Below are 25,150 nucleotides of genomic sequence, written 5' to 3'. Positions count from 1 at the left end.
CGTGGCCTCGGGCCGCTCAGGCCGCGCCGGCGGCCTGCTGGATGAGCTCGTGCGCATGCGCCAGGCTGGTGCCCGACGCGCGTTCGCCGCCCAGCATGCGCGCCACCTCGGCCACACGGGCCTCGCCCTGCACGGGCTGCACGCGGCTGGTGGTGTGGCCGCCTTCCGTGGCCTTGGCCACCACGAAGTGGCCATCGGCGCAGGCGGCCACCTGGGGCAGGTGGGTCACGGCCAGCACCTGGGCGCTGCGGCCGAGCTGCTTCATCAGCCGGCCGACGGCGTCGGCCACCGTGCCGCCCACGCCGGAATCGATCTCGTCGAAGATCAGCGTGGCCGGCGAGGCGGCGCTGCGCCCGGCGCTGCCCGTCTGGCGCGACTGGGCGGTGGTCACGGCAATCGCCAGCGCCAGCCGCGACAGCTCGCCGCCCGAGGCCACCTTGCCCAGGGGCCGCGGCGGGCTGCCGGCGTGGCCGGCCACGAGGAACTCGACGCTCTCCTGCCCATGGGCCTGCGGGCCCTCCACCCGGGTGAGGGCCACCTCGAAGCGGCCGCCGGCCATGCCGAGCTGCTGCATGGCCGCGGTGACCCGCTCGGCCAGCGGCTTGGCCGCCTTCTGGCGCGCGGCGCTGACCTTCTTCGCCTCGGCCTGCCAGGCGGCCAGAGCCTGCGCCACGCGCTGCTCCAGCCCGGCCAGGTCGGTGGCCTCGTCCAGCGCCGCCAGCGCGGCGCGCCACTCGGCCAGCAGGGCGGGCAGTTCCTCCGGCGGACGGCGGTAGCGCCGCGCCAGGCTCACCCAGGCGCCCAGGCGGGCGTCCAGCTCGTTCAGCCGGTCGGGATCGAGCTCGGTGCGCGACAGGTAGGCGTGCAGGGTGTGGCCGGCGTCATCGAGCTGCGCCTGGGCGCCCTGCAGCACCTCGATCACGGCGGCGAGCCGCGTGTCGTAGGCGGCCACGTCTTCCAGGGCGGACAGCGCCCGCGCCACCAGCCGCGACGCATTGGCCTCGTCGTCGTCGCCGCCAATGGCGGCGGCCGCCTGGCTGGCGCCGTCGAGCAGCGCCTGCGCGTGCGCCAGGCGCTGGTGCTCGGCGTTCAGCTCGGGCCACTCCGCCTCGCCGGGCGCCAGGCGGTCCAGCTCGCCGATCTGCCACTGCAGGCGTTCGCGCTCGCTGGCCAGCTCGCCCTGGCGGGTGCGGGCCGAGGCCAGCGTCTGGCTGGCCTGGCGCCAGGCCTCGTAGGCGGCGGCGAGCGGGGCGGTATCGATGCCCGCCTGCTCATCGAGCAGGGCGCGCACGGCGGCCGGCCGCGTGAGGCCCTGCCAGGCGTGCTGGCCGTGGATGTCCACCAGGTGGTCGGCCACCTCGCGCAGCTGCGCGGCGGTGGCCGCGCTGCCGTTGATGAAGCCCCGGCTGCCGCCCTTGGCATCGACGATGCGGCGCAACAGCAGCGTGCCGTCCTCGCCGCGGTCGAAGCCGGCGGCGTCCAGCCAGTCGGCCAGCGAGGCGGGCAGGTCGAAGGCGGCGGTGATCTCGGCGCGCGCGGCGCCGTCGCGCACCACGTGGCTCTCGGCGCGGGCGCCCAGCGCGAGCTGCAGCGCGTCGATGAGGATGGACTTGCCGGCGCCGGTTTCGCCGGTGAGCACCGAGAAGCCGGCGTCGAACTCCACGTCCAGCGCGCGGACGATGACGAAATCCTGGAGGGTCAGGCTCTTGAGCATGGCGTCAGACCACCCCTTCGTACCAGCGCAGCTTGCGCCGCAGGGTGGCGTAGTAGCTCCAGCCGCGCGGGTGCAGGAAGCGCACGCTCGTGGCCGAGCGGCGCACGCTCACGCGGTCGCCGTGCAGCAGGCTGGCCAGGCGGTGCATGTCGAAGCTGGCGCTGGAATCGCGGCCGGCCACGATGGTGACGTGCACGTCCTGCCCGTCGGGCAGCACGATGGGGCGGTTGGACAAGGTGTGCGAGGCGATGGGCAGCACCACCCAGCCGCCGATGGCCGGGTGCAGGATGGGGCCGCCGGCCGACAGGGCGTAGGCCGTGGAGCCGGTGGGCGAGGCAATGATGAGGCCGTCGGCGCGCATGTTGGCCACGAACTCGTCGCCCACGTCCACGCGCAACTCCACCATGCTGGCGGTGTGGCCGCGGCTGACGACCACGTCGTTCAGCGCCAGGCCCTGGAAGATGACCTCGCCGTCGCGCCACACCTCGCCTTCGATCATGGCGCGGTGCTCTTCCTCGTAGTCGCCCTGCACCATGGGCCCGAGCGCGTCGGCCCAGTCGCTGGCGCGGATGTCGGTGATGAAGCCGAGCCGCCCCTGGTTGATGCCCACCAGCGGCAGGTGGAAGGGCGCGAGCTCGCGGGCGATGCCCAGCATGGTGCCGTCGCCGCCCACGACCACGCCGAGGTCGCAGCGCTGGCCCAGCTCGGACGGCGTGTAGGCGCCGTGCTCATGCCAGTCGGTATTGAGCGCCGTCTCGCGCTCGATCGACACCTCCAGCCCCTGGGCGATGAGGAAATCGGCCAGGCTCTGCAGCATCGGTCGGATGCCTTGGGCCTGGTACTTGCCTATCAGCGCGGCGTGGCGGAAACGGGTGGGCATGCACGGAAATTACACCACAGGGGCCCCTGGCGCGCCGTGTTTCGCCGGGCATGTCCGCCCCGCCGTACTTACAATGATTTCATGCTCGACGAGCGCGCCCGATCGCTGCTGAAGACCCTGGTGGAACGCTACATCGCCGACGGCCAGCCCGTGGGCTCGCGCACCCTCAGCAAGGCGTCCGGCCTGGAGCTCTCGCCGGCCACGATCCGCAACGTCATGGCGGATCTGGAAGACATGGGCCTGATCGTCAGCCCGCACACCTCGGCCGGCCGCATCCCCACCGCGCGGGGCTACCGGCTGTTCGTGGACACCATGCTCACCGCCCGGCCGCTGGACCTGCACAGCCCCTCGGCGGATTTCGCCGCGGCGCGCGAGCAGCTGCATCCTGACCAGCCGCAGCGGGTCATCGCGCAGGCGGCCCACCTGCTGTCCAGCCTGTCCAGCTTCGTCGGCGTGGTCACCGCGCCGAAGAAGCCCAGTGTCTTCCGCCACATCGAGTTCCTGCGCCTGAGCGAGCGGCGCGTGCTCGTGATCCTGGTGGCGCCCGACGGCGACGTGCAGAACCGGGTCATCATCACCGCGCACGACCCCAGCCAGTCCGAGCTGGCCGAGGCGAGCAACTACCTCAACGCCCACTACGCCGGCCTCACGCTCGAAGAGGTGCGCGAGCGCCTGAAGGGCGAGATCGACGCCCTGCGCGGCGAGATCGCCGGGCTCATGCAGGCGGCGGTGCAGGTGGGCACCGAGGCCATGGCCGAGACGCAGGAGCAGGTCATCGTCAGCGGCGAGCGCAACCTGCTGGGCGTGCAGGACTTCGGCAACGACCTGGGCTCGCTGCGCAAGCTGTTCGATCTGTTCGAGCAGAAGACCCAGCTGATGCGCCTGCTGGACACGTCCAGCCGCGCCGAAGGCGTGCGCATCTACATCGGCGGCGAGAGCCGCGTGGTGCCCTACGAAGAGCTCTCCGTCGTCTCCGCCCCCTACGAGGTGGACGGCCAGGTGGTGGGCACGCTGGGCGTGATCGGCCCCACCCGCATGGCCTACGACCGCATGATCCAGATCGTGGACATCACCGCGCGGCTGGTGGGCAACGCGCTGTCGCAGCGCTGAGCCGGCGGGACCGCCCTCAGTCCTGCGCAGGCAGGCGGAACCGGGCCACTTCACCCGCGAGGGCGCGCGCGTGCTCGCGCAGGGTGACGGACGCGGCGGCCGTTTCCTCCACCAGGGCGGCGTTCTGCTGCGTCATGCGGTCGAGCTCGCTGAGGGACTGCGTGATCTGGCCCACCCCTGCGGCCTGCTCGCGCGCACCCACGGCCACCTGGTCGAGCAACTCATTCACCTGCGCCGCGTGGTCCACGATCTGCCCGATGGTGCCGCCGGCCTGCTGCACGATGTCGGTGCCGGTGGCCACGCGCTCCACGCTGGTGCCGATGAGCGACTTGATCTCCCGTGCCGCTTCGGCGCTGCGCTGAGCCAGCGCCCGCACTTCGCCGGCCACCACCGCGAAGCCACGGCCCTGCTCGCCGGCACGGGCGGCCTCGACGGCGGCATTGAGCGCCAGGATGTTGGTCTGGAACGCGATGCCGTCGATGGTGCCGATGATCTCGGCGATGCGCGCGGAGGCCTGGTCGATCTCGCCCATGGTGCTGACCATGCGCCGCATCACCTGGCCGCCCGCCTCGGCCACCTGGGCATTGTCCCGGGCGTGGCCCGCCGCACGCGCCACGTGCTCCGAGGTCTGGCGCACCGTGGCGCCGATCTGTTCCATGGCGGCGGCGGATTCCTCCAGGTTGGCGGCAGCCTGCTCGGTGCGCACGTGCAGGTCCTGCGCCCCGCCGGCGATCTCGTCGCTGCTGGCCACGATGCGGTCGCTGGCCCCGCGCACCCCGATGACCATGGCGCGCAGCGAATCCTGCATGTCCCGCAGGCTGAGCATGAGCTTGGCGGCTTCGTCGCGACCCCATGGCGCGGGCGAGGTCGTCAGGTCGCCCTGCGTCATGGCCTGCAGGTGGCGCTCGGTCTCGCGCAGGCCGCCCATCATCACCAGGTAGAAGCTGTGGAAGGCATAGCCGCCGGCCAGCAGCGCCAGCGCGGCGACCAGTGCGTCGACTTCCCAGCGTTGCTTGGCATGGGCCAGCACATGGTCGACGTACACGCCGGAGCCCACGACCCAGCCCCAGGGCGCGAAGCCCTTCACGTAGGACACCTTGTCGGCGGGCGGATCACCCTCCCGGTGCGGCCATTGATAGCGCACGAATCCCTCGCCGCCATCGCGCCCCGTGCGGGCGAACTCGACGAAGATGGCCTGGCCGCGCGGATCCCGACGTCCGCTGAGGTCCTGCCCGTCCAGGGCAGGCTGCAGCGGGTGCATGACCATCCGCGCCTGGGTGTCGTTCACCCAGAAGTAGCCGCTGCCCTGGAGCCCGAAGCGCATCCCGCGCAGCACGTCCAGCGCCGCGCGCTGCGCCGCGGCGCGATCCAGCGCCCCGGCGGTTTCCTGGGCGTGGGCCCAGCGCAGCACGCCATGGGCCGTCTCGACCCGGCTGCGCACGCCGGCTTCGTTCGCCTCCATGTCGAGCTGGTACTCGTTCCAGGCCTGCCAGACGATCAGGCCGGCCAGCGGCAGCACCAGCGCCAGCGTGACCAGCCAGGCCTTGGTGCGAAACCCCAGCCGACGGAACAGGCGCACGCCAGGCGCCCAGATGCCATGGTGGCTGAAGAAGCCGTGCAGGCCGTGTTCGCGGGCCGCAGAGGGGAGGGACGGGGCGCGCGGCGCCGCGGTGCTGGGGTGCATGGGTATGGCTCCGGAGTTGTTGTTATGGGCACCCGCCGTCGGGCGCCACTGCCCTGGCTATAGGCTGCACCGCACGGGGCTTGACCCCGACATGTCGGCGGGCCTCACCTACAATCCGGGCCGTGGGCCGTTAGCTCAGTTGGTTAGAGCAGGGGACTCATCGTGAGGTGACCCTGGTGTGAGAGCACCAGCGGAAAACCGGGTGAACTCAGGGAAACCGTCAGTGACCGCTCGCGTGGTTGCCCGGCAATCCTGAGCCAAGCCCGCCGAAGGCAGGTCGCAAGACCGGTAGGCGGGAAGGTGCAGAGACTAGGGTGTGCGGAGCCATTCCAATAAGCACCCCACGAGCGCCCGGCACCCCAACAGTGCGGCTGTGGGTGATGAGATAGTCCAGGGAACGGGGAAACCCGTGCCAACCTGAATCCCTTGGTCGCTGGTTCGAGCCCAGCACGGCCTACCACGCCGTCGGACCGGCCATCCGATCCGTCGTCCCATCCGCCGTCCCGGCGCGCGCCGGCGGGGCCCTCACCACGGCGGATCGCCGGATCGCAAAATGCGAGGGCAAGGAACCGGGGATGTTCCTAGACTGCCCAGCCATGCACGCTGGCCGGCCCGAGCTCCCCCAATCGAGTGATCCGCTCATCCTGACCGTGGCGCCCAACGGTGCGCGTCGGCAGCCCGCGGATCACCCGGCCCTGCCGCTGAGCCCCGAGACGCTGGCCGACACCGCACGGCGTTGCCTCGACGCGGGCGCGGCGATGCTGCACCTGCACCTGCGCGACGCGCAAGGCCGCCACAGCCTGGACGTCGAAGGCTACCGCGAGGCGCTGCGGGTGGTGCGCAGCGCCGTGGGCGAGGCGATGGTGCTGCAGGTCACCAGCGAGGCCGCGCAGCGCTACCGGCCAGCGCAGCAGATCGCGATGCTGCGCACCCTGCGGCCCGAGGCCCTGTCGGTGGCGCTGCGCGAACTGGACCAGCCGGAGATCGGCGACGCCGGCCTGGCGGCCTTCTTCCACGCGCTGGCCGCACGACGGGCGATGACCCAGGTCATCCTCTACGACCTGACGGACCTGCAGCGCTGGCAGGCCCTGCGCCGGGCAGGCACGGTGCCCGAGGCCCCCTGGTTCCTGCTTTTCGTGCTGGGTCGCCACAGCGCCACCCACGTGTCCGACCCGCGCGAGCTGCTGCCCTTCGTGCAGGCGCATGACGGCCCGGAGGCCTGGGCGACATGCGCCTTCGGACCGGCCGAGCACGCCTGCGTGGCCACCGCCGCGGCGCTGGGCGGCCACGTCCGCGTGGGTTTCGAGAACAACCTCCATCTGCGCGACGGCACCGTCGCACCGGACAACGCCGCTCTTGTGCGGCAGGTCACCGAACTGGCCGGGGCGCTGGGCCGCAAGCTGGCCAGCGCCGCCCAGATCCGAGAACGCTTCGGCGCCTGAGGGCTGCCGGATCCCACCGCCCGGGCCGATGGCCCGGCCTTCCCTGGAGACTGCCCGTGACGCTGCCCCGACGTTCTGCATTGGCCGCCCTCGCCTTCGGCGGCCTGACCCTCGCCCCGTGGACACGCGCCCAGGCGCCGTACCCGAGCGGCCCGGTGCGTTTTGTCGTTCCCTATCCGCCCGGCGGCCCCACCGACCTGATGGCCCGCCTGCTGCAGCCCGAGCTGCAGAAACGACTCGGCGTGCCGGTCGTGATCGAGAACAAGGGCGGCGCCGGTGGCAACCTGGGCAGCGCGGAGGTGGCCCGGCAGGCGCCGGCTGACGGCCAGACCCTGCTGCTGGCAGCCAGCGGTCCGATGGCCGTCAATGCCACGCTGTTCCGCCAGATGCCTTTCAACGCCATCCAGGACCTGGCGCCAGTGGTCCAGTTGTCGGCTTTCCCGCTCGTGCTGGAGGTGCACCCGTCGGTGACCGTGAAGTCGCTCAAGGAGTTCCTCCTGGCCGCCAAGGCTCAGAAGGAGCCGTTCGCCTTCGCCTCGGCGGGCAACGGCACGCCGCAGCATCTGGCGGGTGAACTGTTCGCGCGCGCGTCGGGCGTGCCGCTGGTGCACGTGCCCTACCGGGGCGCCGGCCCGGCGCTCAGCGATGTCCTGGGCGGTCAGGTGAAAGTGATGTTCGACATCCTGGGCAGTTCGCTGCCCCACCTGCAGGCGGGCAGGCTCCGGCCCCTTGCGGTGACCTCGGCGCACCGCAGCCCGGTCCTGCCCCATGTGCCGACGATGGCAGAAGCGGGTCTTGCGTCTTTCGAGACCACGGCCTGGCACGGCGTGGCCGTGCGCGCGGGCACGCCGGCACCGGTCATCGCCCGGCTCAACAGCACCATCGTCGACATCTTCAAGGACCCCGCCTTCCGCCAGAAGTGGGAAGCCATCGGCACCCCGGTGGTGGCTGGCTCGCCGGAGGCCTTCGGCCAGCTGATCCGCACCGAGTCGGTCCGCCTGGGTCGCGTGGTGCGCGAGGCAGGCGTGACTGCCGACTGACTCCCGCGTCGGGGAGGGGGGAGTCAGGACGGGTCAGGCCGGAAGGTACCGGTGCCAGTAGGCGTCCAGGTACTCCTTGGCGGTCGAGAAGCACCAGCGCTCGTCGATTACCTCGTACACGTACTGCAGGTACTGCGCGATGCAGGCGCATTGCGCGGCGGAGAACATCTCGTCGGGCAGGTGGCGTCGCCCGTCTTCCCACTTGCCCCAGGGGTGGAACGCGTTCTCGGCCGCCTCGACGGAGTTCGACTCGGTCGTGTGTCCGTGCCGCACCATCCACGACATGTAGGCCGGCGCGTAGTAGACATGGCCACGCAGGTCGAGGAAGGAGAACACCGACGCATGGGAGGCGATGTGGGCGTCGGGTACCTCGGACCAGTGCCGGTCGGTGTCCAGCCGGCGGGCGGCCTCCCGCTGCGCGGGCGACGCGTGGTCGTCGATGGCCACCGCCTCGTGCAGGCTGATGCCCTCGCCCCGCCGGACGTCGGCGAAGGCCCGCCGGATGCGCCGCAGCATGTCTTCCTGGTCGAGTGCCATGTCAGGGTCCTTCTTCGGGGAACGCGCCCCTCCGGGCGCGTGTGACCGCAGCTTAGGCAGCGGCAGGCCTTCGCACCAGAGGCGTGCGTGCATGGCTGGTTTGCGGCGCTGCGCCAACCGAGACGCAGTCGCCGGCGGTACCGTGTCGGCGGTTCGCCAGCTCAGCCCGTCCGCACGGCGGTACGGCAGAACACCAGATCGTCGGGGTCCCGGCTGTACAGCGGCAGTCCGTCGGGCGCCTCGGCGGGCCGGTAGCCGCAGCGCAGCAGCAGACGGCGCGACCGCAGGTTCGCCGGCCGGGTGGCCGCCCAGCACTCGGTCACGCCGGCCGTCCAGGCCAGCTCGGCGTGCAGCCATTGCAGCCCCTCGGTGGCGTACCCTCGGCCCCAATGGGCCGGACCGAACAGGAACGCCACCTCGGCGATGCCGTGGTGGACCGTCGCCTCGAGCCGTCCCAGCATGTCACCGTCGCCGTTGCGCACCAGGAAGTGGAGCCAGTGCTCTCCGTCCGCCGGCTCCACCGGGCCCGCCAAGCCGTGCTCGAGCTCCGCCCGGAATCGAGCGGGCGGGGGGGGCGTGTCGTCGATGTGGGCGTGCACCAGGGGATGCATGAGCACCTGCGCCAGGCTGTCCAGGTGCTCCGGCCGCAAGGGCTCGATGTGCAGGCGGGGGAGATGGGCTGCGGGCCGGATGTCAGTGTGCATGGCGGTTCCTCGGTGGGGTGGGCGGGCTTCGACCCGGGCGGGCGCATCCGCCTGGCCCCGCGGGAGGCCGGTGCGCCTGGGCGATGGACGGGGACCGGAGCTGCTCGGTGGCCAGTCCCGAGCGCGCGTGCCACGCGCCCCATGCAGCCAGCAGGACCAAGGGCACCGCCGCGAAGAGCTGGACCCCGCCGAGCAGCCGTGCGCGCGGCCCGTGAACGACGGGCGTGCGGCGAAAGACCTTTTCGCCCTCCGGGGGCGTTCGGCCCTGGCGGACGATGCGGTAGCCGCGGCGCCCCACCGTCAGCGCCAACACCGCGGCTGCCAGCAAGGGAAGCCCCACCAGGGCCCCGTGGAGCAGCACGGCGGTTCCGCTGAACCCCAGCACCGTGTGGCAATGGGCCGTGGCCGAGACATCCTGCAGCCAGCGCAGGAACCACTGCACGGCCAGCACCGCCAACCCGCCTCCTGCGATGCCGGTGGCGGCCCGGCGAAGGCGCTCGGTCGGTGTGTACTCCGGCGCGAACTCCACCATGGCCGCCCGGCCGCGTCTGGCGTTCCACATGCTGCTGGCTTCCCGATCAACGCGACAGGGCTTCCAGCCGTGCGCGGGCGTCCTTGAGATGCTCGACCGGGCCGCGGTTCCCATCGACATGGCGCTGCAGCAGGGGTCGGGCCCGTGCCGGCTGACTCATCTGCAGCCACGCCAGTGCCTCGCGGTAGTCCAGCGCCAGGGCGGCCCGGCCCCGCAGCCGACGCGCTTGCTGGTAGGCCTCGATGGCCTCCTGCGGCGCGCCGCGCTCGGCGTGCGTGCGGCCCACGCCGTAGTGGGCCGCGGCCAGTGACGGTTCACGCGCCACCAGGCGCAGGAACAGGCCGTGCGCGGAGTGCAGCTGGCCGGCCTGCAGCTGCAGCCCGCCGACCTGGCAGAGCAGATCGTAGAGCGAGCGCCTGAGCGCTTCGTCCGTGCCGGGCTCGATGGACCACAGCGCGCGTTCGGCGTCCTCGTACCGCCGCTGGTGCACCAGGCGCAGGCCGGCCAGGAAGCGGGCGTGGGACGGATAGGCCGGCTCAGTGAGGCGCAGCAGCGCATCCACCCGCTCATCGCCTCCACCGGCCATCGTCGGTGCTGCCAGGTAGAACTGCATCAGGGCCGCGCGGTAGGGCAGGTGTGCCGGCGCCAGCTGCACCGCCTGCTGGAAGGCTTCGCGGATGCTGGGCGCCAGTCCGAGGGTCTTCCAGGCGCTGTCCCGAGCGCGCGCCGACTGCAGCACCCCCAACGCGAAGGCGCACTCAGCGGCGGTGGGATGGCGGGCGCTGCAGCTCTGCATGAGCGGCAGGGCGGCCTCCGCCACGGATGGCCTGGGGTTCGCCGCCAGCGCCATCGCCAGTGCCAGCGAGGCCGCCGGATCGCCGGGCTGCCGACCAAGGTGGTTGCGCGCGGCGCTCTCCACCAGCCCGGGCGGCTCGTTGTCCTGCATCTCGTCCCATGCCGGCCCGGGGACGGGCTGGGCGACGGCACCGCCCACGAGGCAGGCGGCGAGGCTGGGCAGCGACATCCCACGAAGCAGGGCGGGCAGCGGCATGGACGGGCGCAGTGGCATGGGCAGGCGACGAAGGTGGAGGAGGGCGGCGCGCCAGGGCGGCCGCCGAGCCATGGCCTGTCTATCGGCGGCCGGCGCCTCGCCGTGCAGGGCGGTGACCCAGCGAGTGGTGAGGCCCCCCCTCGGCCGGATGGAGTCCGGCACCACCGCACGGCCGCCCGCCGTGCATGTCACGTGGTGGTCACCCCTGGCCCCCTCGCGGCGCGCGGGGAGGTTCCCAAAATTCGATCTGCCCGCGTATCGATCGGGTGCGATCGCCGCAGGACACACCGCGCACCCCCGTGCGGCGCTGCGGCGCAGGCGATGGACACATCGAAGGAGACCTGGATGACACTGAAGATGCATGCCCCTCGGGCACACCCCTGGACCTGGATCGCGGCGGGATGCGTAGCGGCCTTGACCGCTTGCGGCGGAGGCCAGGAAGGCGACAGCCTGGCAGCTGCCACGGCGTCCTCCGAGCAGGCCTCCATGCGACCCGCGATGCCGGACGACGACCAGGTGCTGGCCACGGCCGATGCGTGGGAGAACACAGGGGACGATCTCGGGAACGCCATCGCGGCGGACGGACCCGACGCCGTCCAGGCCCACCCATCCCTCGTGTGGCCGCCGGCCCTCCCGAGAACGACCTACAACTACCACGTGTCGCCCTCGGGTTCGGACAGCAACCCCGGCACCTCGACCGCCCCCTTCAAGACGCTGGCCCGTGCCGCGCGCGCTGCCACGCGGCCGGGCACCACCGTGTGGGTGGCACCGGGGCGCTACACCGGCGGGTTCAAGACCACCGCGCACGGCACGGCCACCGCGCGCATCCACTGGGTTTCCACCGGCCAGCGGGCCGCCGTCATCGTGCCCGATCCCCTGTCCTCCGCCCAGGCGGCGTGGGACAACCGCGGCCACCACGTGTCGATCTATGGTTTCCAGGTCGACGGCACGGGCGGCAAGCACTGGCGCTTCGGGCTCTACAGCGGCGGCTCGTACACGCGTTACGAGGGCAACCACGTTCACCATGTCGCCAACGACGTGCCCTGCGATGGCACGGGTGGCGCGGGGATCGAGGTGGACAGCTACTACCAGGGCGTCCTGGGCGACGTGGTCGGCAACGTCGTGCACGACATCGGTGACAACCCGTTCGAGCCGAACCCCTGCGTGCGCATCCAGGGCATCTACATGGCCACCTCGGGCAGCGTGGTGAACAACGTGGTGTACCGGGCCAGCTATGGCGCCATCCACCTGTGGCACGACGCGTCGAACGTCAAGATCATCAACAACACCGCTGCCAGCTCGGGCTACGGCGTCATCGTGGGCGGCGGCGACTTCCGCCGGCCTCCCTACGTCGCGGACAACGTGCACGTGCACAACAACATCGTGTACGACAACACCTATGGCATCGGCGAGATCGGCGCCGTCGGAAGGAACACCACCTACCGCAACAACCTCGTGTACCTGAATCGGCTGTCCAACTGGCGGCTGCAGTCGGGCAAGACCCACACGGGCACGGTCACCGCGGATCCGCTGCTGGTGTCCTACTCGCGCACGGCCTCGCCGCCGGACCTGCACCTGACGCCCGCTTCGCCGGCGATCGGCCGTGCGCTGTCCACCTACGCGCCCGCCACCGACCACGACGGCAAGCCTCGCGGCGGCAGCGCGGGCTACGACATCGGCGCATACCAGCACTGACGCCTCATGCGGTCCGGCCCACTGTCTGTCAAAAGGCGGAGGCCGGACCTCCGGTTTCCAGTGTTGCCGAACACGGGCGAGCCGATTACGGTCCGGCGTTCATCGCTGCCCTGTCGCGTTGTCGATGCAGCGGGTTCCATCGTCACCGTACCTCCACGCACATGTTCCACCCTTCCTCCGACCCGTCCATTCGGCAGCGCCTGCTGCGGGTCATGGGCGCCATCCTGCTCACCGCCTTCATCGGCATCGGCATCGGCTACGGCTCGCTCCTGCAGGTGGAGCGGGAGAACCAGGAAATGCTGGGCAACGCGCTGCGGAGCGAACGGCTGGCCGCCGACTGGTACCGCAACATCACCAACGGCGTCTTCCGTACCACCGCCATCGCGGTGAGCAAGGACCCGGCGCTGACGACGTTCTTCGCGGGTGCCTCGGCCCAGGCGACGGCCCAGTCGAGTCAGCTTCAGAAGGAGCTGGACGCGCTGATGGCATCGGACGCCGAACGGGCAGTCTTCGCCCGCCTGGGCGAGGCGAGGAAGACCTACCTCGGCGCCCGCGATGCGCTGTACGCTGCGCGCCAGGCCGGGGATCCGGCGGCCGCCCAGCGGATCTTCGAGCTCGAGTTCGAGCCGGCCGCAACCCGGTTCAAGGACACCATGCAGGCACTGTCGGACCTGCAGCGTGCCGAACTGGACGCGGCCGGGGCCCGTGCCATTGAACGAAGCCGGCACGCGCGGTGGAGCCTGCTGGCGTTCGCGGGTGTGGCGTGCGTGCTGGGCGTGCTGCTGTGCCTCTGGGCGGCGCGGTCCATCAATCGCCCGCTGGAGCATGCGGTGGACGTGGCCCGCTCGATCGCCGCCTACGACCTCAGCCACGACATCCCGGTCAGCCGGCGCGACGAGACCGGCCGGCTGCTGTCTGCCCTGAACGGCATGCAGGATTCGCTGCGCGAGCTGGTGGCGGGTGTGCGTCAGTCCGTCGACAGCACCCACACCGCCAGCGCCGAGATCGCGATGGGCAACCGCGACCTGTCCGAGCGCACCGAACACACCGCCGCCAGCCTGCAGCAAGCGTGTGCCTCGTTGTCTCAGCTGACGGCCATGGTGCGTCAGACGGCCGAGTCCGCCGGCACGGCGGACCAGCTGGCCCAGGCCGCCGCCCAGACCGCCAAGGAAGGTGGACAGGTGATGGGGCAGGTGGTGCACACCATGGCGACCATCAGCGACAGCTCCCGACGCATGGCGGAGATCATCGGCGTCATCGAGACAATCGCCTTCCAGACCAACATCCTTGCCCTCAACGCGGCGGTGGAGGCGGCCCGCGCGGGCGAGGGGGGCCGCGGCTTCGCCGTGGTCGCCAGCGAGGTGCGGACGCTGGCGCAGCGCAGCGCGAACGCGGCCAAGGAGATCAAGGCGCTCATCGGCGCCAACCTCGGCAGGGTCGACAGCGGGGCCGAGCTGGTGCAGCGCGCCGGCCGCACCATGGACGAGATCGTCGCGCGGGTGGACCGGGTCACGGACACCATCGGCGCCATCAGCGTGGCCGGTCAGCAGCAGCGTGCCGAGATCGAACGCGTCAACGGCGCCGTCGCGAGCGTGGACCAGATGACCCAGCAGAACTCGGCGCTGGTGGAGCAGGCTGCGGCCGCCGCTGAGAGCCTGTCGGAACAGGCGAACCGGCTTGCCGACGCCGTGTCCGTGTTCCGGCTGGGGCCGGCTCCGCACGGCGCGGCGGCCGCGGCATGACGCCGGCGCGGCGGCCCTCAGCCGGCGCGCACCTCTCGCACCTCTCGCATCGTCTGCAGCGCCGCCTGCACGGCGGGCTCAGAGGTCCGGCTGGCCAGGCAGCCGAAGCGCACGGGAAAGGTGAAATGCACACCGCCCACCAGGTCGGCGGCGGCGAGGAAGCCCGCCGTCCGCGACACCTCGTCGTGTACGAAGCCCAGTCCCACTCCCCCCGTGACCAAGGCCGGCACCAGCGCGGGCTGGTCCAGGCTGATCAGGCGCCTGGGCACTTCGCCCAGCTGAGCGAACAGCCTGTGCAGTGACTGGCCGCAGCAGCCGCGGCAGGCCGGGCTGATCCACGGGCGCTGGACCAGGGCGCGCCAGTCGGGCTCTGCGTCCGGCGCCGCCCATCCCTTCGGTGCGGCCAGGTGAAGCGTGCGGGTGGCCACCTCCATGCCATGGAGTTCCGTGTCCATGCCGGCCTCGTCCATGAAGAAGCCCACATCCAGGTGCCCGCATTGCAGCCCGTCCGCCACTTGGGCGGAGCTGCCGTGTTCCACGGTGACGGCCAGGTCTGGCCAGCGATCGACCAGCCTGGACATCCAGCGCGAGACGAGCGCGGGGTCCGTTCGGCCCAGCAGCCCCAGGCGAAGGCGGCCGCTGGGCAGCCCCTTGAGCCGCCTGGCCTGCTCGATGAACTGCTGGTGCATCGCGATGGACTGCTCGGCATGCACCAGCAGGCCGGAGCCATTCGGGGTGAGCACCATGCCGCGCGGCGTGCGCTCGAACAGTGTCAGGTCGAACTCTTCCTCGATCGCCTTGATATGCGCGCTGACGGCAGGCTGGCTCAGGTAGAGCAGCTCGGACGCCCGCGTGATGCTGCCCTCGCGGGCCACCGTGACAAAGGTCTTGAGCTGGTAGGTTTCCATGTCGGTCGTGTACTTCGTGATCCAGGGCCCGCCTCGCGACGGCGTTCGACTGACGCGGTGGTCGCCGGCGCCGCGGCAAAGGTAGCAGCGCGCGGGGGGACCGCGCACCCCAGCCAATGCATAGCTGACATGCGACGTGCCGGCTTGTGGTCGCGTCGGGGCCACCGCTAGAGTGCCGCCGTCGTCTGGCCGCACGCCGGGCGCACTGCTCCGAGAGGTGTTCTTCCATGCTGGATGCCGACCCCGGCCATGTGGTCATCCTGGCCCCCCGTCTGACGCTGGCCGAGGGCGTGCTGCGGCACCGCCGGCATGCCGGCCTGGCGCCGGCGGTGCTGCTCGGCCAGGTGCCCGACCGCTCGCAGCAGCCGCTGTTCCGGGGGCCGCGTCGATCCTGGGGGCGGCACATTCAGGAGATCGTCGGCCAACTGCAGGCGTCCTGCGAGGGCGGGCAGGTGGTGGCCATCGACCCCGCGTTCCGACGCGCCGCGGCGCCGCCTGCGCGCGAGTCGCCCGTGTACCGCCTGTTCGTGTCGCTGTGGGAGGCCGGCATCTGCGCACTTCCGGTGGTATCGCGCGGCTGCAGCCTGGCTGACCGGGCCGCGATGCAGGCCGCCAGCGCCACCTGTGGCAACCAGCGTTGGGTGCTGCGCTTCCCCTTGACGCCGCTCGATCGGCATGGGGCGGCGGAGGCGGCCTGCCACTGGCTGGAGCGCACGGCCCGCGAACTGCAGGTGCCGCCCGAGCAGATCACCGCGCTGATCGACGCCTCGCAGCTGGCCGCGCCGCACGACCGCCACACCGCACATGCCGTCGAGGCGGTGGCGGCGTCGGGGCCATGGCGACACGTGGCGCTGTCAGCGGGAGGCCGGGTCGGCGCGTGCCTGGCGGCTGGCAGCGCCTTGCAAGCCCTGACATGCGACGGATGACCCACGGGGTTGCGCGCCGGCGAGTCGGGTGGCGGGGATGCGGCGCATGAGCGATGGGCTCATCCGCCACACCGGCCGCGTCAGCGCCTTCGACTGGAACCAGGCGCGCAGCTTCCTGGCGGTGGCGGACCACGGCACGCTGATGGCCGCGGCCAGGGTGCTGCAGCTCAGCCAGCCCACGCTCAGCCGCCACCTGGTGGCGCTGGAACGGCAGCTGGGCGTGCCGCTGTTCGCCCGGCACGGGCGGGGCATGGCACTCACGCCTGGCGGCCAGGCGCTGCTGGCGCACGTGCGCGTCATGGAAGGGGCCGCCCGCCAGGTGGCGTTGACGGCCCAGGCCCGCACCGAATCGCTGGACGGCAGCGTGACGCTCAGTGTGTCCGAGGTGATGGCGGCCTACGTGATGCCCGGCATTCTTCAGGCACTGCGCGCCTCGCATCCGAGGCTGAGTCTGTCGGTCATTGCCGCGAACCGACCCAGCGACCTGCTGCGGCGTGAAGCCGACATTGCGATCCGCTTGTTCCAGCCGACGCAGGGGCACCTCATCGCGCGGCGGGTTGGACAGATTGCCCTTCGCCTGTACGCGACGCCGGGCTACCTCGACCAGCTCGGCCGGCCGACGTCCCTGGACGCCCTCGCCCACGCGACCTTCATCGTCGGTGAGGATCCCCGTCGCTACGTCGAGCCTCTGCGGCAGCATGGACTGACGGTGACCGACGACAACCTGCGCATTCGCAGCGCCAGCCGCGTGGCGCAGTGGGAGCTGACCAAGCAGGGCCTGGGCATCGGCCTGATGCAGGAGGACATCGGCGACGCCGAGCCGCGGGTCGTGCGCGCCGTGCCCGCACTGCCGCCGGACTGGCGCAGCGTGTGGCTGGCGGCGCACGAGGAGCTGCGCACCCACCGCGCCGTGCGGGCCGTGTTCGACCACCTGGCCAGCCTGCGCTGGGGCAGCGCTCTGGCCCCGTAGGGCACCGTCCTGCCGCGGGGTCGTGTCACCTGCCGGTCACGGTGTGGGGCGCCACGGACGAGGAGGGGAACCCCAGAATCGCCCCCCCATCGTCGGATACGGACGGACCTGCCATGCACCTCATACCTGTACGCCCTGACCGCCTGCCCGCCAGGCGCGCCCGCCGGGCCATCCGCGCGGCGCTGCCCCTCGCGCTCGCCGCAGTGGCGTGGCTGGGCGCGGTCCAGGCCGCCCTCGCCGGCGGCCGCACGGTGGCCCCCGTCCGGCATGCCGGTGCCGGCGTCGCCGTGCCGCTGCTGCTGCAGAGCACCGACACGGCGCCACAGAGCGAGGTACCGCTCAGCTTGGGTCAGGTGTTCGCGCGGGGTGACCTGCCGGAGGGAGCCTCGCTCACGGCGACCTACGCCGGTCAGGACACGCCCGTGCAGCTGGACGTCAAGGCGCGTCACGCGGACGGCTCGGTGCGCCATGCCGTCGTGTCGGCGGTGCTGCCGCGCCTGGAACCGGGCACCACGCAGGAACTCCGGCTGCTGTCCGGGCCGCCGCTGCGCAAGGTGTCGGGCCCGGGCTCCGTGGCGGACCTCCTGGCCGCCGGGTTCACTGCCAAGCTGGGCGTTCGCATCGACGGCCGGACCTACCGCGCGTCCGCGGAGACGATGCTGCGCCGTGATGGCCGGCGCGTCTGGCTGTCCGGGCCGCTGGCACAGGAATGGCTGGGCAGTGCCCCGCTGCGGGACGACGCCGGCGTCGCGCATCCCCACCTGTCCGCCCGGTTCGCGGTGCGCTGGTACCCGGGCGCGCACCGCGCCCGGGTCGACATGACGATCGAGAACACCTGGGCCTATGAGCCGGACCCGCAGAACGTCACCTACGACGTGGCCGCCTACGTCGGCGGTCGCAAGGTGCATGCGCAGCGGGCGCTGAAGCACTTCGCCCATGCGCGCTGGCGCAAGACCTTCTGGTGGGGCGGCCCGGAGCCGCGGCTGCATGTCCGCCACGACACCGGCTACCTGGTCGCCAGCGGCGCCGTGCCGCACTATGACCTCGGCGTACGGCCCTCCACCGCGGCGCTGGACGCCCTGGCCGCGTCGTGGGATGCGGCGGCCAAGGGGCCCATGGCGCCTGGCCTGGTCACGCCCGCCATGCCCACCACCGGCGGGCGCGCGGACATCGCCCCGCTGCCCCAGTGGGCGGCGTTGTATCTCCTGAGCATGGACCCTCGGGCCAAGGCCGCCACCGTGGGCAACGGCGAACTGGCCGGCAGCTGGCCCATCCACTACCGCGACAAGCGCACGGGCCGCCCGGTGAGCCTGGCCGACTATCCCTACATGACGCTGCTCGGCCGGCCGGGTGACACGGTCAATCCGCGCACCGGGCTCAGCGAGGCCTTCCCGCCCTGCCTGGCCTGCGACACGGCGCCTTACGCCTACCAGCCGGACTCCGCACACCAGCCGTCGCTGGCCTACCTGCCGTACCTGGTGACCGGGGACCACTACCTGCTCGAGGAACTGCAGTTCTGGGCCAACTACAACATGCTGCAGGCCAACCCGCACTACCGTGGGCTCGAGCAAGGCCTGTTGAAGTGGGACCAGGTGCGCGGCCAGGCGTGGTCGCTGCGCACGCTGGGCCATGCGGCCTACATCACGCCGGACGACGACCCGATGAAGGCCTATTTCGTGGACCGCCTCCGGCACAACCTCGACTGGTACACCACCACGTATGTCAACACGCCGCCGAATGCCCTGGGCGTGCTGGACGGCAGTGGACAGAACGTGGGGCCGGTGATCGCCTACACCACCGCCATGGGCCCCGCCACCGGCCTGGCACCCTGGATGGACGACTTCTTCACCTGGAGCGTGGCGCACCTGGCCAGCGGACTCGGCTTCGAGCAGGCCCGCCCCCTGGCCACCTGGAAAAGCCGCTTTCCTGTCGGGCGCATGGTCGGCGCCGGCTACTGCTGGACCGACGGCGCCGTGTATGCGCTGGCGGTCCGTCCGGCCGCCGGGGCCCCGCTCTACGGTGACTTCAGCTCGGCCTACCTGGCGACCATGCAGGGCACGGACAGCGCCGGCAAGCCCATCCCGCTGGTCAACAGCACCGGTGCGCGCTACCTGGACCAGCCCTGCGGCAGCACGGCGCAGGCCGACTGGCGCACGCAACGCGACAAGGACCTGGGTGTGCAACGCGTGCCCTGGGTGGCCGGCGAGATGACGGGCTACGCGGCCGTGCCCTCGGGCTACCCGTCGAACATGCAGCCCGCCCTCGCGGCGGCCGTCGACATGGCGGCGCCGCAGGCACAGGCCGCCTGGGACCAGTTCATGGCGCGCAGCGTCAAACCCGACTACACCCAGGCACCGCAGTGGGCCATCGTGCCGGTGCGCTGACGGCGCCCACGCCGTGTCGGCGCTGACGGGAGGCCTCCGAAGATGTGAGTTCGGCGTGGGACCGCTCGGGCGGAGACTGTGCGCCCTGGGGCCGCGAGCCGGTGGCCCCGGTTCGCCACCTCTGGTACCCCTTGGCGTTTGCCCGGCTCGGGCGGCCCTGGGGCGTCCGCGAAAGGTCCTTCCGCCTTGCGACCGTCCTTGCCCTCCTGGTCGAGTCAGACCATCCAGCGCCAGATCACCACCGTGGGCCTGAGCGTGACCGCGCTGACGCTCGCCTTGTCGACCGCTGGCATGCTGGTGCACGAGGTGCTGGCCCGGCGCCATGCGCTCGAACGGTCCATGACCAAGGACGCGGAGATCGTCGGCGCGAGCACGGCGGCGGCGATCGCGTTCGGCGTGTCCACGGAGGCGAACCACATGCTGCGCGCGCTCGCTGCCGCGCCCGAGGTCACCGAGGCGCGCGTGTTCCTGCACGACGGGTCCACCTTCGCCCGCTACGCGCGGCAGCCCGCCGGGGCCGGCTGTTTCCTGCATGCACAGGGCCCGGCGTGGCAGTGGGACGGCTGCGGCGGCGCGGTCGTGCGCGCACCGGTGGTGCTGAACGGGGCGGCACTCGGCACGCTGGCCATCGTCGTCGAGCGTGACCCCACCTATCGGGCGCTGGCCGGTGCCATCGCCACCAGCCTGCTGATGGCGATCACCTCGTTCGTCCTGTCGATGCCGCTGTGGCGGCGCACGGCCCGGCGCATCTCGGGCCCGGTGACGCAACTCGCCGAGATCAGCGAGCGCGTGAGCCTGGAGCACGACTTCCGCGTGCGTGCTCCGGCGCAGGGCAGCCAGGAGGTGTCTGCCCTGGGCCGCAGCTTCAACCGCATGATGGGTGAGTTGCAGCAGCGCGACGATCGCCTCCACCAGGAGCTGCTGCAGCGCCGCGAAGCGGAGCGGCGGCTGAACGACCTGGCCTACTTCGACAGCGTCACCGGCCTGCACAACCGGCACTACTTTCGCGAACGCATCGGCGCGGCCGTGGCGCGCGCCCGGCGCGAGGCGGGACGCTGCGCGCTGCTGTACATCGATCTGGACGGCTTCAAGCAGGTGAACGACGCCCTGGGACACGATGCGGGCGACGAGTTGCTGCGCGAGGTGGGCCGCCGCCTGACCGATACGCTGCGCCGACGCGACGGGGTGTGCCGGCTGGGCGGGGACGAGTTCGCCGTCATCCTGGACGACGACAGCGACCTGGCCCAGGTGGAGGCCGTGGCCGCCAAGCTGGTGCGCAGCCTGGCGCTGCCCTACCCGATGGGGGATCGGCCGGTGCCGCCCGTGTCGGCCAGCATCGGCGCATGCAGCTTTCCCACGGACTCAGATGACCGTGACAGCCTCATGCGCCATGCCGACAGTGCCATGTACCGCGCGAAGGCGGGAGGCAAGAACGGCTACTGCGTGCATCGCCGTGGGCAAGACGACACCGCGACGCGGGCCCAGCAGTTGACCGACGCGCTGGCACAGGCCGTGGAACGGTCGGAGTTCCATCTGCTCTACCAGCCCCAGGTGCAGCTGCGCACCGGTGGGGCGCTCCCCGCCATCACCGGCTTCGAGGCCCTGCTGCGGTGGACGCATCCGGTGCTGGGCGCGGTCAGCCCGGCCGAGTTCGTCCCGCTGGCCGAGTCCAGCGGGGCGATCCAGTGCATCGGCGAATGGGTCATGCGCGAGGCCACCGAACAGCTGTGCCGCTGGCGCGAGCGCTATCCCGCTCTGCAGATGAGCGTCAATCTGTCGGCGCGGCAGCTGGCCTGCGCGGCGAGCGTCGACCGCCTGTGCGAGGTGTTCCGCGCCAGCGGCCTGCCGGCTGGCGCCGTGGAGCTCGAGCTCACCGAGTCCTTGCTGGTGGACCGGACCGGGCCGATGCCCGAACGCCTGGGGCGCCTGCGCGCCGCGGGGCTGGGGCTGGCCGTCGACGACTTCGGCACCGGCTATTCGTCGCTGGCCTACCTGGACAGCTTCCCGGTGACCATGCTGAAGATCGACCGGGCCTTCGTGTGCAAGCTCAACGGCGACAGCCAGAGCGACGCCATCGCCCGCGCCATCATCGCCATCGGTTCCGCCCTGGGCGTCGAGGTGCTGGCCGAGGGCATCGAGACGCCCGTCCAGGCCCAGGCCCTGCTCCGACTCGGCTGCACCCGGGGCCAGGGCTTCCTGTTCTCCGCGCCGGTGGACGCGCTGGCGGCCCAGGCATTGCTGGCGCGCTGGGCCGAGGCGGTCGATCAGCGTGGCGCCGAGATGCAGCCCCTGGACGACGCGCCGGCGTCGGCATAGGCGTGGTGGGTGAGCACCGACACGAACGCGAGTTCCGCGGCCACGCACAGCGCCTGCACCAGCAGCACGGTCGTCACGCCGACGGCGGACCGGGCCCACGCGGGCAGCCGCATGGCCGCCCATTCCTGACACAGCCCGAAGGCCAGCAACAGGGCCAGGGGCAGAGGATGGACCGCGGCGAGCTGCGCTGAACGCGTCCAGGCCGCCGTGCCGCCCAGCCCCGCGAGCAGGACCGCGCCGGCCACGAAGGTGAAGGGCAGGGCGCACAGCTGCATGACGAGCTTCAGTCGGAAGAAGGTGCCGGCCGGGGGCGCCGGGTCGCGCAGCACGCGACCGAAGAAGAACCGCAGGTGGGCGCGGTCCCGGCTGGCGGCGAGGAAGGCCATGCCGGCCAGGAAGGGAATCAGTGCGGCGCCCCACAGCGCCCACAGGGCGGACCACGGGCGCCCCAGGCCCTGGAACAACGCCTGGGGTGCCGGCGCAAGGCCGCCAGCGGCGGCCAGCCACAGCGCCACCATCTGGCAGGCCAGCAGGCTGGACACCGTCAGCTTGAGCACGAACCCCACCCAGGGCAGGAACATCAGCGCCTCGACCGTGACCAGGAACAGGGCGACGACCACGGCCCAGTGCAGCGGATGAGCGGCAAGCAGCTGCGCCGCCTCGGCGACCAGGCGGGCGATGTCGGCCAGGTTCATCGCGCGGCCAGCGTGCGCAGCCCACCGGGCGTGTCGATGTGGGCGACCAGCCCGTGCGCGCGGGCCCGCGTGACCACGACGGTGTGATCCAGGCCGTCCACCTGCAGATCCTGCAGCAGCGCGTGCAGCCGCGCGGGCTCGGGCGTGAGCAGCTCCAGGCCGAGCAGTGCACACTGCTTGTCGGCCAGCGTGGCCGCAGGCGATCCGCCGTCGGGCCACTGCACCAGCACCGGCGCCGTGCCAGACAGCGGCAGGGCCCCATCGTCGCGCAGCGTCATGCGCCACTGGACCGGCCCGCGCGCCAGACTGCGCACCGCCCCCAGGGGCTCCGGTGAGCCGGTGGCAGCCCGGAGGATGTCGTCGCTGCGGACCGACCAGCTCGCCAGCTGCGGGCGCCTGGGTGTCTGTCCCCTGTCCAGTCCGAACCAGCGCGGGCGGGGCGGGCGGCGCGCCCGCGGGTCGATGGCAACGATCTGCAGGAACTGGCTGTGGCCCAGGCGCACCCGTGCCTGGTGAGTGCCCATGGTGTCGGGTTGGCCGCTGCGGTCGGCGTGCACACCCAGCGCCCGTTGCACCCAGGCGATGCCCATGTCCAGCGTGGCGCTGAGCACCGTGAGATGGTCCACCACGCACCCGGCGGGCGGCGGCGCCGGTGCGTGCGCCACGTCGGTGGTGGCACTGGCTCCGAGGCCGACAGGCAGGGACATGTCCATCGCGGGCCGTCAGCCGTGCAGGGCGAACTGCAGGCCCGAACTGGCCTGGAACCCCACCGGATCGAACCGCGACCACGCCGTTCCCCAATGGAAGTTGGCCCCGCTGTCCGAGATGGCGGTGCCCAGCTGCAGCCCCAGCTCCTGCCGCACGAAGACGATCTCGCGGTCGATCTCGGCCCGGGTGGGCGCTGCATCGGCCGCCTGTGGCAGCACCACGTTGAAGTGCAGGGCGGACAGGCGTTGCCGCCGGAACAGCAGCGCGAAGCCGCAGCGCTGGCCGCCAAACCAGGCGCCCTGGAAGCAGGACCAGGAAATGCCGTGGTCGTAGTCGCGCGACAGCCACAGCAGTGCCCTGAGGGACGCCACGGCATCCTGGTGGTGCATGCCGGGGGACAGCACCGCGTCCGGCAGACCGACCAGACGTGCGGTCCCATGGACGGGTTCGAATTGCAGGGAGACAGGCACTGGTTCTTACCCCGAAGTCAACGACTGATTTGCTGCGGAGTGTTACGGCAGTGCCGCGGCTTGCGTCTCGTGTTTTCGGAGGGCAGTCCTTCGCCGCCGCAGGGCCGCGGCGGGGTCCACCGCAGCGCGCAGGCATGTCACGTCGATGTCACGGGGCCAGCCGGCGACCCGCCGCGCCTGCCCGCCAGAATCCGCGGCAATGCAGATCACCGAGGGAAATCGAGGGGTGGCCGGTATTCGCCCGAAGCGAGGCCCCACCCCGCAATACACGATTGGACGCCGGGACGCCCGCCTGCATAAGGTGTGCGACATGGCACCCATCGACACACCGACTCGGCGCAAGCCAGGCCCATGGATGCGCGGGCTGCTGGCGGCGCTTGCTGCCGGCGCGCTGGGCGGCACGGCGGCGGCGGCCACCCCGGTGCTGCAGAAGCTCGCGCAGGGGGGCACCCTGGTGCTGGGTCACCGCGAGTCCTCGACGCCGTTTTCCTACGTCGACGGCACCGGCCGCCCGGTGGGTTATGCCCTGGACATCTGCCAGCGGCTCGCCGAGGCCATGCGCAGGGAGCTCAAGCTGGCCAGCGTGCCTGTGAGCTACAAGCTGGTCACGCCAGCCACGCGGATGGCGCTCGTGCAGTCACACCAGGTGGACCTCGAATGCGGCTCCACCACCAACAACGCCGAGCGCCGGCAGACGGTGGCGTTCACCGTCCCGCACTACATCACCGGGTCCCGCCTGCTGGTGCGCAGCGACAGCGCGCTGACCGAACTGCGCCAGTTCGAGGGCCGGCGACTGGTCTCCACCCGCTCGACCACCTCGCTCAAGGCCCTGCAGGCCGCGAATGCCGACCGCCTCATGCGCATCCAGATCATCGAGGCGCCGGACCACGCCGGTGCCGTGGACATGGTCGAGAAGGCCCAGGCCGACGGTTTCGTGATGGACGACGTGCTGCTCTACGCACTGATGTCCTCGCGTCCCGACCCGTCGCGCCTCAAGGTGGTCGGGAAGATGCTCACCGTGGAGCCCCTGGCCATCATGATGGCCAAGGACGATCCCGACCTGAAGCGCCTCGTCGACGAGGAGATGAAGCGGTTGATCCGCAGCCAGGAACTGCACGGCATCTACACGAAGTGGTTCGAGCGCCCCATTCCGCCCCACGGCAGTTCCCTCAACCTGCCGATGAACCACCTGCTGCGGGACTTCTGGAAGTTCCCGTCGGACTACGTTCCCTTCTGAGCCAGCCATCCCATGCCCCTGACCCGCATTGCCGCGCCCCGCCACCTCCCTGATGCGCTCGTGAAGGCGCTCGCCGCAGCGGTACAGGACGCGCTCGTCCGCACCTGCCAGGTGCCCCCCAATGACCTGTTCCAGCTGATCCAGCGCTTCGACACGGGCGACATGGTCATGGACGAGTCCTTCGGCGGCGTGTGGCGGTCCGATGGCGCGTGCATCGTCGAGATCACCTTCCTGCAAGGACGCACGGACACGCAGAAGCGCGAGCTGTTCCGCCATATTGCCGCCGGTGCCGTGGTCGCGGGGGTGCGTGCCGACGATGTCATGGTGGCCCTGACGGAGAACGGGCCGGGTGACTGGTCGTTGGGCCGCGGGCGCTCCTACGCCGACCACACCGAGCACGGCTGA

General features: G+C 71.7%; 22 protein-coding genes. 11 read left to right on the top strand and 11 right to left on the bottom strand.

All coding sequences use genetic code 11. The features are described 5' to 3' along the window. Positions 1-16: 16 nt before the first annotated feature. Positions 17-1,714 carry a DNA repair protein RecN gene (recN, locus tag ACE3UN_RS02245; RefSeq protein WP_374673282.1) on the bottom strand — a complete coding sequence of 566 codons (1,698 nt, stop codon included), beginning with the start codon at positions 1,712-1,714 and terminating at the stop codon, positions 17-19. A 4-nt stretch (positions 1,715-1,718) separates the two neighbouring features. Beyond that, positions 1,719-2,594, bottom strand: coding sequence for an NAD kinase (locus ACE3UN_RS02240; RefSeq protein ID WP_374673281.1), 876 nt, complete (start codon positions 2,592-2,594; stop codon positions 1,719-1,721). 81 nt (positions 2,595-2,675) lie between these two features. Here ACE3UN_RS02240 and hrcA point away from each other — a divergent pair, with 81 nt between their 5' ends. Continuing rightward, entirely contained in the window at positions 2,676-3,704 is a 1,029-nt protein-coding gene (gene hrcA / locus ACE3UN_RS02235) for a heat-inducible transcriptional repressor HrcA (RefSeq protein WP_374673280.1), read from the top strand. A 16-nt stretch (positions 3,705-3,720) separates the two neighbouring features. Here the strand turns inward: hrcA and ACE3UN_RS02230 are convergent, their stop codons facing one another. Then, complete coding sequence (locus tag ACE3UN_RS02230) at positions 3,721-5,388, bottom strand: methyl-accepting chemotaxis protein (protein WP_374673279.1); 1,668 nt, start codon at positions 5,386-5,388, stop codon at positions 3,721-3,723. A 596-nt stretch (positions 5,389-5,984) separates the two neighbouring features. Between ACE3UN_RS02230 and ACE3UN_RS02225 the strand changes: the two genes are divergently transcribed. Continuing rightward, on the top strand, positions 5,985-6,830 hold the full coding sequence (locus ACE3UN_RS02225) for a 3-keto-5-aminohexanoate cleavage protein (protein WP_374673278.1): 846 nt from the start codon (positions 5,985-5,987) through the stop codon (positions 6,828-6,830). Between the two features lie 56 nt (positions 6,831-6,886). Beyond that, on the top strand, positions 6,887-7,870 hold the full coding sequence (locus ACE3UN_RS02220; protein WP_374673277.1) for a Bug family tripartite tricarboxylate transporter substrate binding protein: 984 nt from the start codon (positions 6,887-6,889) through the stop codon (positions 7,868-7,870). Positions 7,871-7,903: 33 nt separating this feature from the next. Here the strand turns inward: ACE3UN_RS02220 and ACE3UN_RS02215 are convergent, their stop codons facing one another. The 4 genes from ACE3UN_RS02215 to ACE3UN_RS02200 all read right to left on the bottom strand — a co-directional run bounded on the left by ACE3UN_RS02215 (position 7,904) and on the right by ACE3UN_RS02200 (position 10,712). After that, on the bottom strand, positions 7,904-8,407 hold the full coding sequence (locus ACE3UN_RS02215; RefSeq protein ID WP_374673276.1) for a DUF6714 family protein: 504 nt from the start codon (positions 8,405-8,407) through the stop codon (positions 7,904-7,906). A 161-nt stretch (positions 8,408-8,568) separates the two neighbouring features. Then, the gene (locus ACE3UN_RS02210) at positions 8,569-9,111 is read right to left on the bottom strand and encodes a GNAT family N-acetyltransferase (RefSeq protein WP_374673275.1); all 543 of its coding nucleotides are present in this window, start codon (positions 9,109-9,111) and stop codon (positions 8,569-8,571) included. Further along, on the bottom strand, positions 9,101-9,643 hold the full coding sequence (locus tag ACE3UN_RS02205; protein WP_374673274.1) for a hypothetical protein: 543 nt from the start codon (positions 9,641-9,643) through the stop codon (positions 9,101-9,103). Before ACE3UN_RS02205 ends, ACE3UN_RS02210 begins: the two co-directional genes overlap by 11 nt. A 46-nt stretch (positions 9,644-9,689) precedes the next feature. Continuing rightward, a complete protein-coding gene (locus ACE3UN_RS02200; protein WP_374673273.1) occupies positions 9,690-10,712 on the bottom strand; it encodes a hypothetical protein in 1,023 nt (340 codons plus the stop codon). 468 nt (positions 10,713-11,180) lie between these two features. Here ACE3UN_RS02200 and ACE3UN_RS02195 point away from each other — a divergent pair, with 468 nt between their 5' ends. Beyond that, positions 11,181-12,389 carry a choice-of-anchor Q domain-containing protein gene (locus ACE3UN_RS02195; RefSeq protein ID WP_374673272.1) on the top strand — a complete coding sequence of 403 codons (1,209 nt, stop codon included), beginning with the start codon at positions 11,181-11,183 and terminating at the stop codon, positions 12,387-12,389. 161 nt (positions 12,390-12,550) lie between these two features. Next, positions 12,551-14,131 carry a methyl-accepting chemotaxis protein gene (locus ACE3UN_RS02190; RefSeq protein WP_374673271.1) on the top strand — a complete coding sequence of 527 codons (1,581 nt, stop codon included), beginning with the start codon at positions 12,551-12,553 and terminating at the stop codon, positions 14,129-14,131. 17 nt (positions 14,132-14,148) lie between these two features. Here ACE3UN_RS02190 and ACE3UN_RS02185 read toward each other — a convergent pair whose 3' ends face one another. Next, positions 14,149-15,039, bottom strand: coding sequence for a LysR family transcriptional regulator (locus ACE3UN_RS02185; RefSeq protein ID WP_374673270.1), 891 nt, complete (start codon positions 15,037-15,039; stop codon positions 14,149-14,151). 227 nt (positions 15,040-15,266) lie between these two features. Here ACE3UN_RS02185 and ACE3UN_RS02180 point away from each other — a divergent pair, with 227 nt between their 5' ends. The 4 genes from ACE3UN_RS02180 (at position 15,267) to ACE3UN_RS02165 (ending at position 21,635) form a co-directional block, all read left to right on the top strand. Then, the gene (locus ACE3UN_RS02180) at positions 15,267-15,965 is read left to right on the top strand and encodes a hypothetical protein (protein ID WP_374673269.1); all 699 of its coding nucleotides are present in this window, start codon (positions 15,267-15,269) and stop codon (positions 15,963-15,965) included. A gap of 46 nt (positions 15,966-16,011) precedes the next feature. Continuing rightward, on the top strand, positions 16,012-16,935 hold the full coding sequence (locus ACE3UN_RS02175; RefSeq protein ID WP_374673268.1) for a LysR family transcriptional regulator: 924 nt from the start codon (positions 16,012-16,014) through the stop codon (positions 16,933-16,935). A 113-nt stretch (positions 16,936-17,048) separates the two neighbouring features. Next, positions 17,049-19,319, top strand: coding sequence for a hypothetical protein (locus tag ACE3UN_RS02170; RefSeq protein WP_374673267.1), 2,271 nt, complete (start codon positions 17,049-17,051; stop codon positions 19,317-19,319). A 186-nt stretch (positions 19,320-19,505) separates the two neighbouring features. Beyond that, positions 19,506-21,635, top strand: coding sequence for a putative bifunctional diguanylate cyclase/phosphodiesterase (locus tag ACE3UN_RS02165; protein ID WP_374673266.1), 2,130 nt, complete (start codon positions 19,506-19,508; stop codon positions 21,633-21,635). On the opposite strand, the gene ACE3UN_RS02160 is transcribed toward ACE3UN_RS02165, so the two are convergent. The 3 genes from ACE3UN_RS02160 to ACE3UN_RS02150 are packed head-to-tail and all read right to left on the bottom strand — an operon-like array spanning position 21,584 to position 23,427. After that, positions 21,584-22,330 (bottom strand): hypothetical protein, encoded by a 747-nt coding sequence (locus ACE3UN_RS02160; RefSeq protein WP_374673265.1) that lies wholly within the window; start codon positions 22,328-22,330, stop codon positions 21,584-21,586. The genes ACE3UN_RS02165 and ACE3UN_RS02160 overlap by 52 nt on opposite strands. After that, the gene (locus ACE3UN_RS02155; protein ID WP_374673264.1) at positions 22,327-23,037 is read right to left on the bottom strand and encodes a VOC family protein; all 711 of its coding nucleotides are present in this window, start codon (positions 23,035-23,037) and stop codon (positions 22,327-22,329) included. The genes ACE3UN_RS02160 and ACE3UN_RS02155 overlap by 4 nt, the downstream gene beginning before the upstream one ends. A 15-nt stretch (positions 23,038-23,052) precedes the next feature. Next, entirely contained in the window at positions 23,053-23,427 is a 375-nt protein-coding gene (locus ACE3UN_RS02150; protein WP_374673263.1) for a hypothetical protein, read from the bottom strand. Between the two features lie 391 nt (positions 23,428-23,818). On the opposite strand from ACE3UN_RS02150, the gene ACE3UN_RS02145 reads away from it, so the two are divergent. Continuing rightward, complete coding sequence (locus ACE3UN_RS02145) at positions 23,819-24,745, top strand: amino acid ABC transporter substrate-binding protein (protein ID WP_374673262.1); 927 nt, start codon at positions 23,819-23,821, stop codon at positions 24,743-24,745. 12 nt (positions 24,746-24,757) lie between these two features. Continuing rightward, positions 24,758-25,150, top strand: coding sequence for a tautomerase family protein (locus ACE3UN_RS02140; protein WP_374673261.1), 393 nt, complete (start codon positions 24,758-24,760; stop codon positions 25,148-25,150).

It is taken from the genome of Ideonella sp. (assembly GCF_041918995.1).
Classification (GTDB): Bacteria; Pseudomonadota; Gammaproteobacteria; order Burkholderiales; family Burkholderiaceae_C; genus Ideonella.
Note: the sequence above shows the minus strand (reverse complement) of the source record. Positions and strands in the feature narration are given on the sequence as shown.

Bases quoted from the DNA above. Each gene is read 5' to 3' on its own strand.
- ACE3UN_RS02225 (WP_374673278.1), top strand. From the start codon at position 5,985: ATGCACGCTGGCCGGCCCGAGCTCCCCCAATCGAGTGATCCGCTCATC.
- ACE3UN_RS02215 (WP_374673276.1), bottom strand. From the start codon at position 8,407: ATGGCACTCGACCAGGAAGACATGCTGCGGCGCATCCGGCGGGCCTTC.
- ACE3UN_RS02175 (WP_374673268.1), top strand. From the start codon at position 16,012: ATGAGCGATGGGCTCATCCGCCACACCGGCCGCGTCAGCGCCTTCGAC.
- ACE3UN_RS02200 (WP_374673273.1), bottom strand. From the start codon at position 10,712: ATGCCACTGCGCCCGTCCATGCCGCTGCCCGCCCTGCTTCGTGGGATG.
- ACE3UN_RS02155 (WP_374673264.1), bottom strand. From the start codon at position 23,037: ATGTCCCTGCCTGTCGGCCTCGGAGCCAGTGCCACCACCGACGTGGCG.
- ACE3UN_RS02180 (WP_374673269.1), top strand. From the start codon at position 15,267: ATGCTGGATGCCGACCCCGGCCATGTGGTCATCCTGGCCCCCCGTCTG.
- ACE3UN_RS02140 (WP_374673261.1), top strand. From the start codon at position 24,758: ATGCCCCTGACCCGCATTGCCGCGCCCCGCCACCTCCCTGATGCGCTC.
- ACE3UN_RS02185 (WP_374673270.1), bottom strand. From the start codon at position 15,039: ATGGAAACCTACCAGCTCAAGACCTTTGTCACGGTGGCCCGCGAGGGC.
- ACE3UN_RS02230 (WP_374673279.1), bottom strand. From the start codon at position 5,388: ATGCACCCCAGCACCGCGGCGCCGCGCGCCCCGTCCCTCCCCTCTGCG.
- ACE3UN_RS02190 (WP_374673271.1), top strand. From the start codon at position 12,551: ATGTTCCACCCTTCCTCCGACCCGTCCATTCGGCAGCGCCTGCTGCGG.
- recN (WP_374673282.1), bottom strand. From the start codon at position 1,714: ATGCTCAAGAGCCTGACCCTCCAGGATTTCGTCATCGTCCGCGCGCTG.
- ACE3UN_RS02205 (WP_374673274.1), bottom strand. From the start codon at position 9,643: ATGGTGGAGTTCGCGCCGGAGTACACACCGACCGAGCGCCTTCGCCGG.
- ACE3UN_RS02210 (WP_374673275.1), bottom strand. From the start codon at position 9,111: ATGCACACTGACATCCGGCCCGCAGCCCATCTCCCCCGCCTGCACATC.
- ACE3UN_RS02145 (WP_374673262.1), top strand. From the start codon at position 23,819: ATGGCACCCATCGACACACCGACTCGGCGCAAGCCAGGCCCATGGATG.
- ACE3UN_RS02150 (WP_374673263.1), bottom strand. From the start codon at position 23,427: ATGCACCACCAGGATGCCGTGGCGTCCCTCAGGGCACTGCTGTGGCTG.
- ACE3UN_RS02170 (WP_374673267.1), top strand. From the start codon at position 17,049: ATGCACCTCATACCTGTACGCCCTGACCGCCTGCCCGCCAGGCGCGCC.
- ACE3UN_RS02240 (WP_374673281.1), bottom strand. From the start codon at position 2,594: ATGCCCACCCGTTTCCGCCACGCCGCGCTGATAGGCAAGTACCAGGCC.
- hrcA (WP_374673280.1), top strand. From the start codon at position 2,676: ATGCTCGACGAGCGCGCCCGATCGCTGCTGAAGACCCTGGTGGAACGC.
- ACE3UN_RS02160 (WP_374673265.1), bottom strand. From the start codon at position 22,330: ATGAACCTGGCCGACATCGCCCGCCTGGTCGCCGAGGCGGCGCAGCTG.
- ACE3UN_RS02195 (WP_374673272.1), top strand. From the start codon at position 11,181: ATGCGACCCGCGATGCCGGACGACGACCAGGTGCTGGCCACGGCCGAT.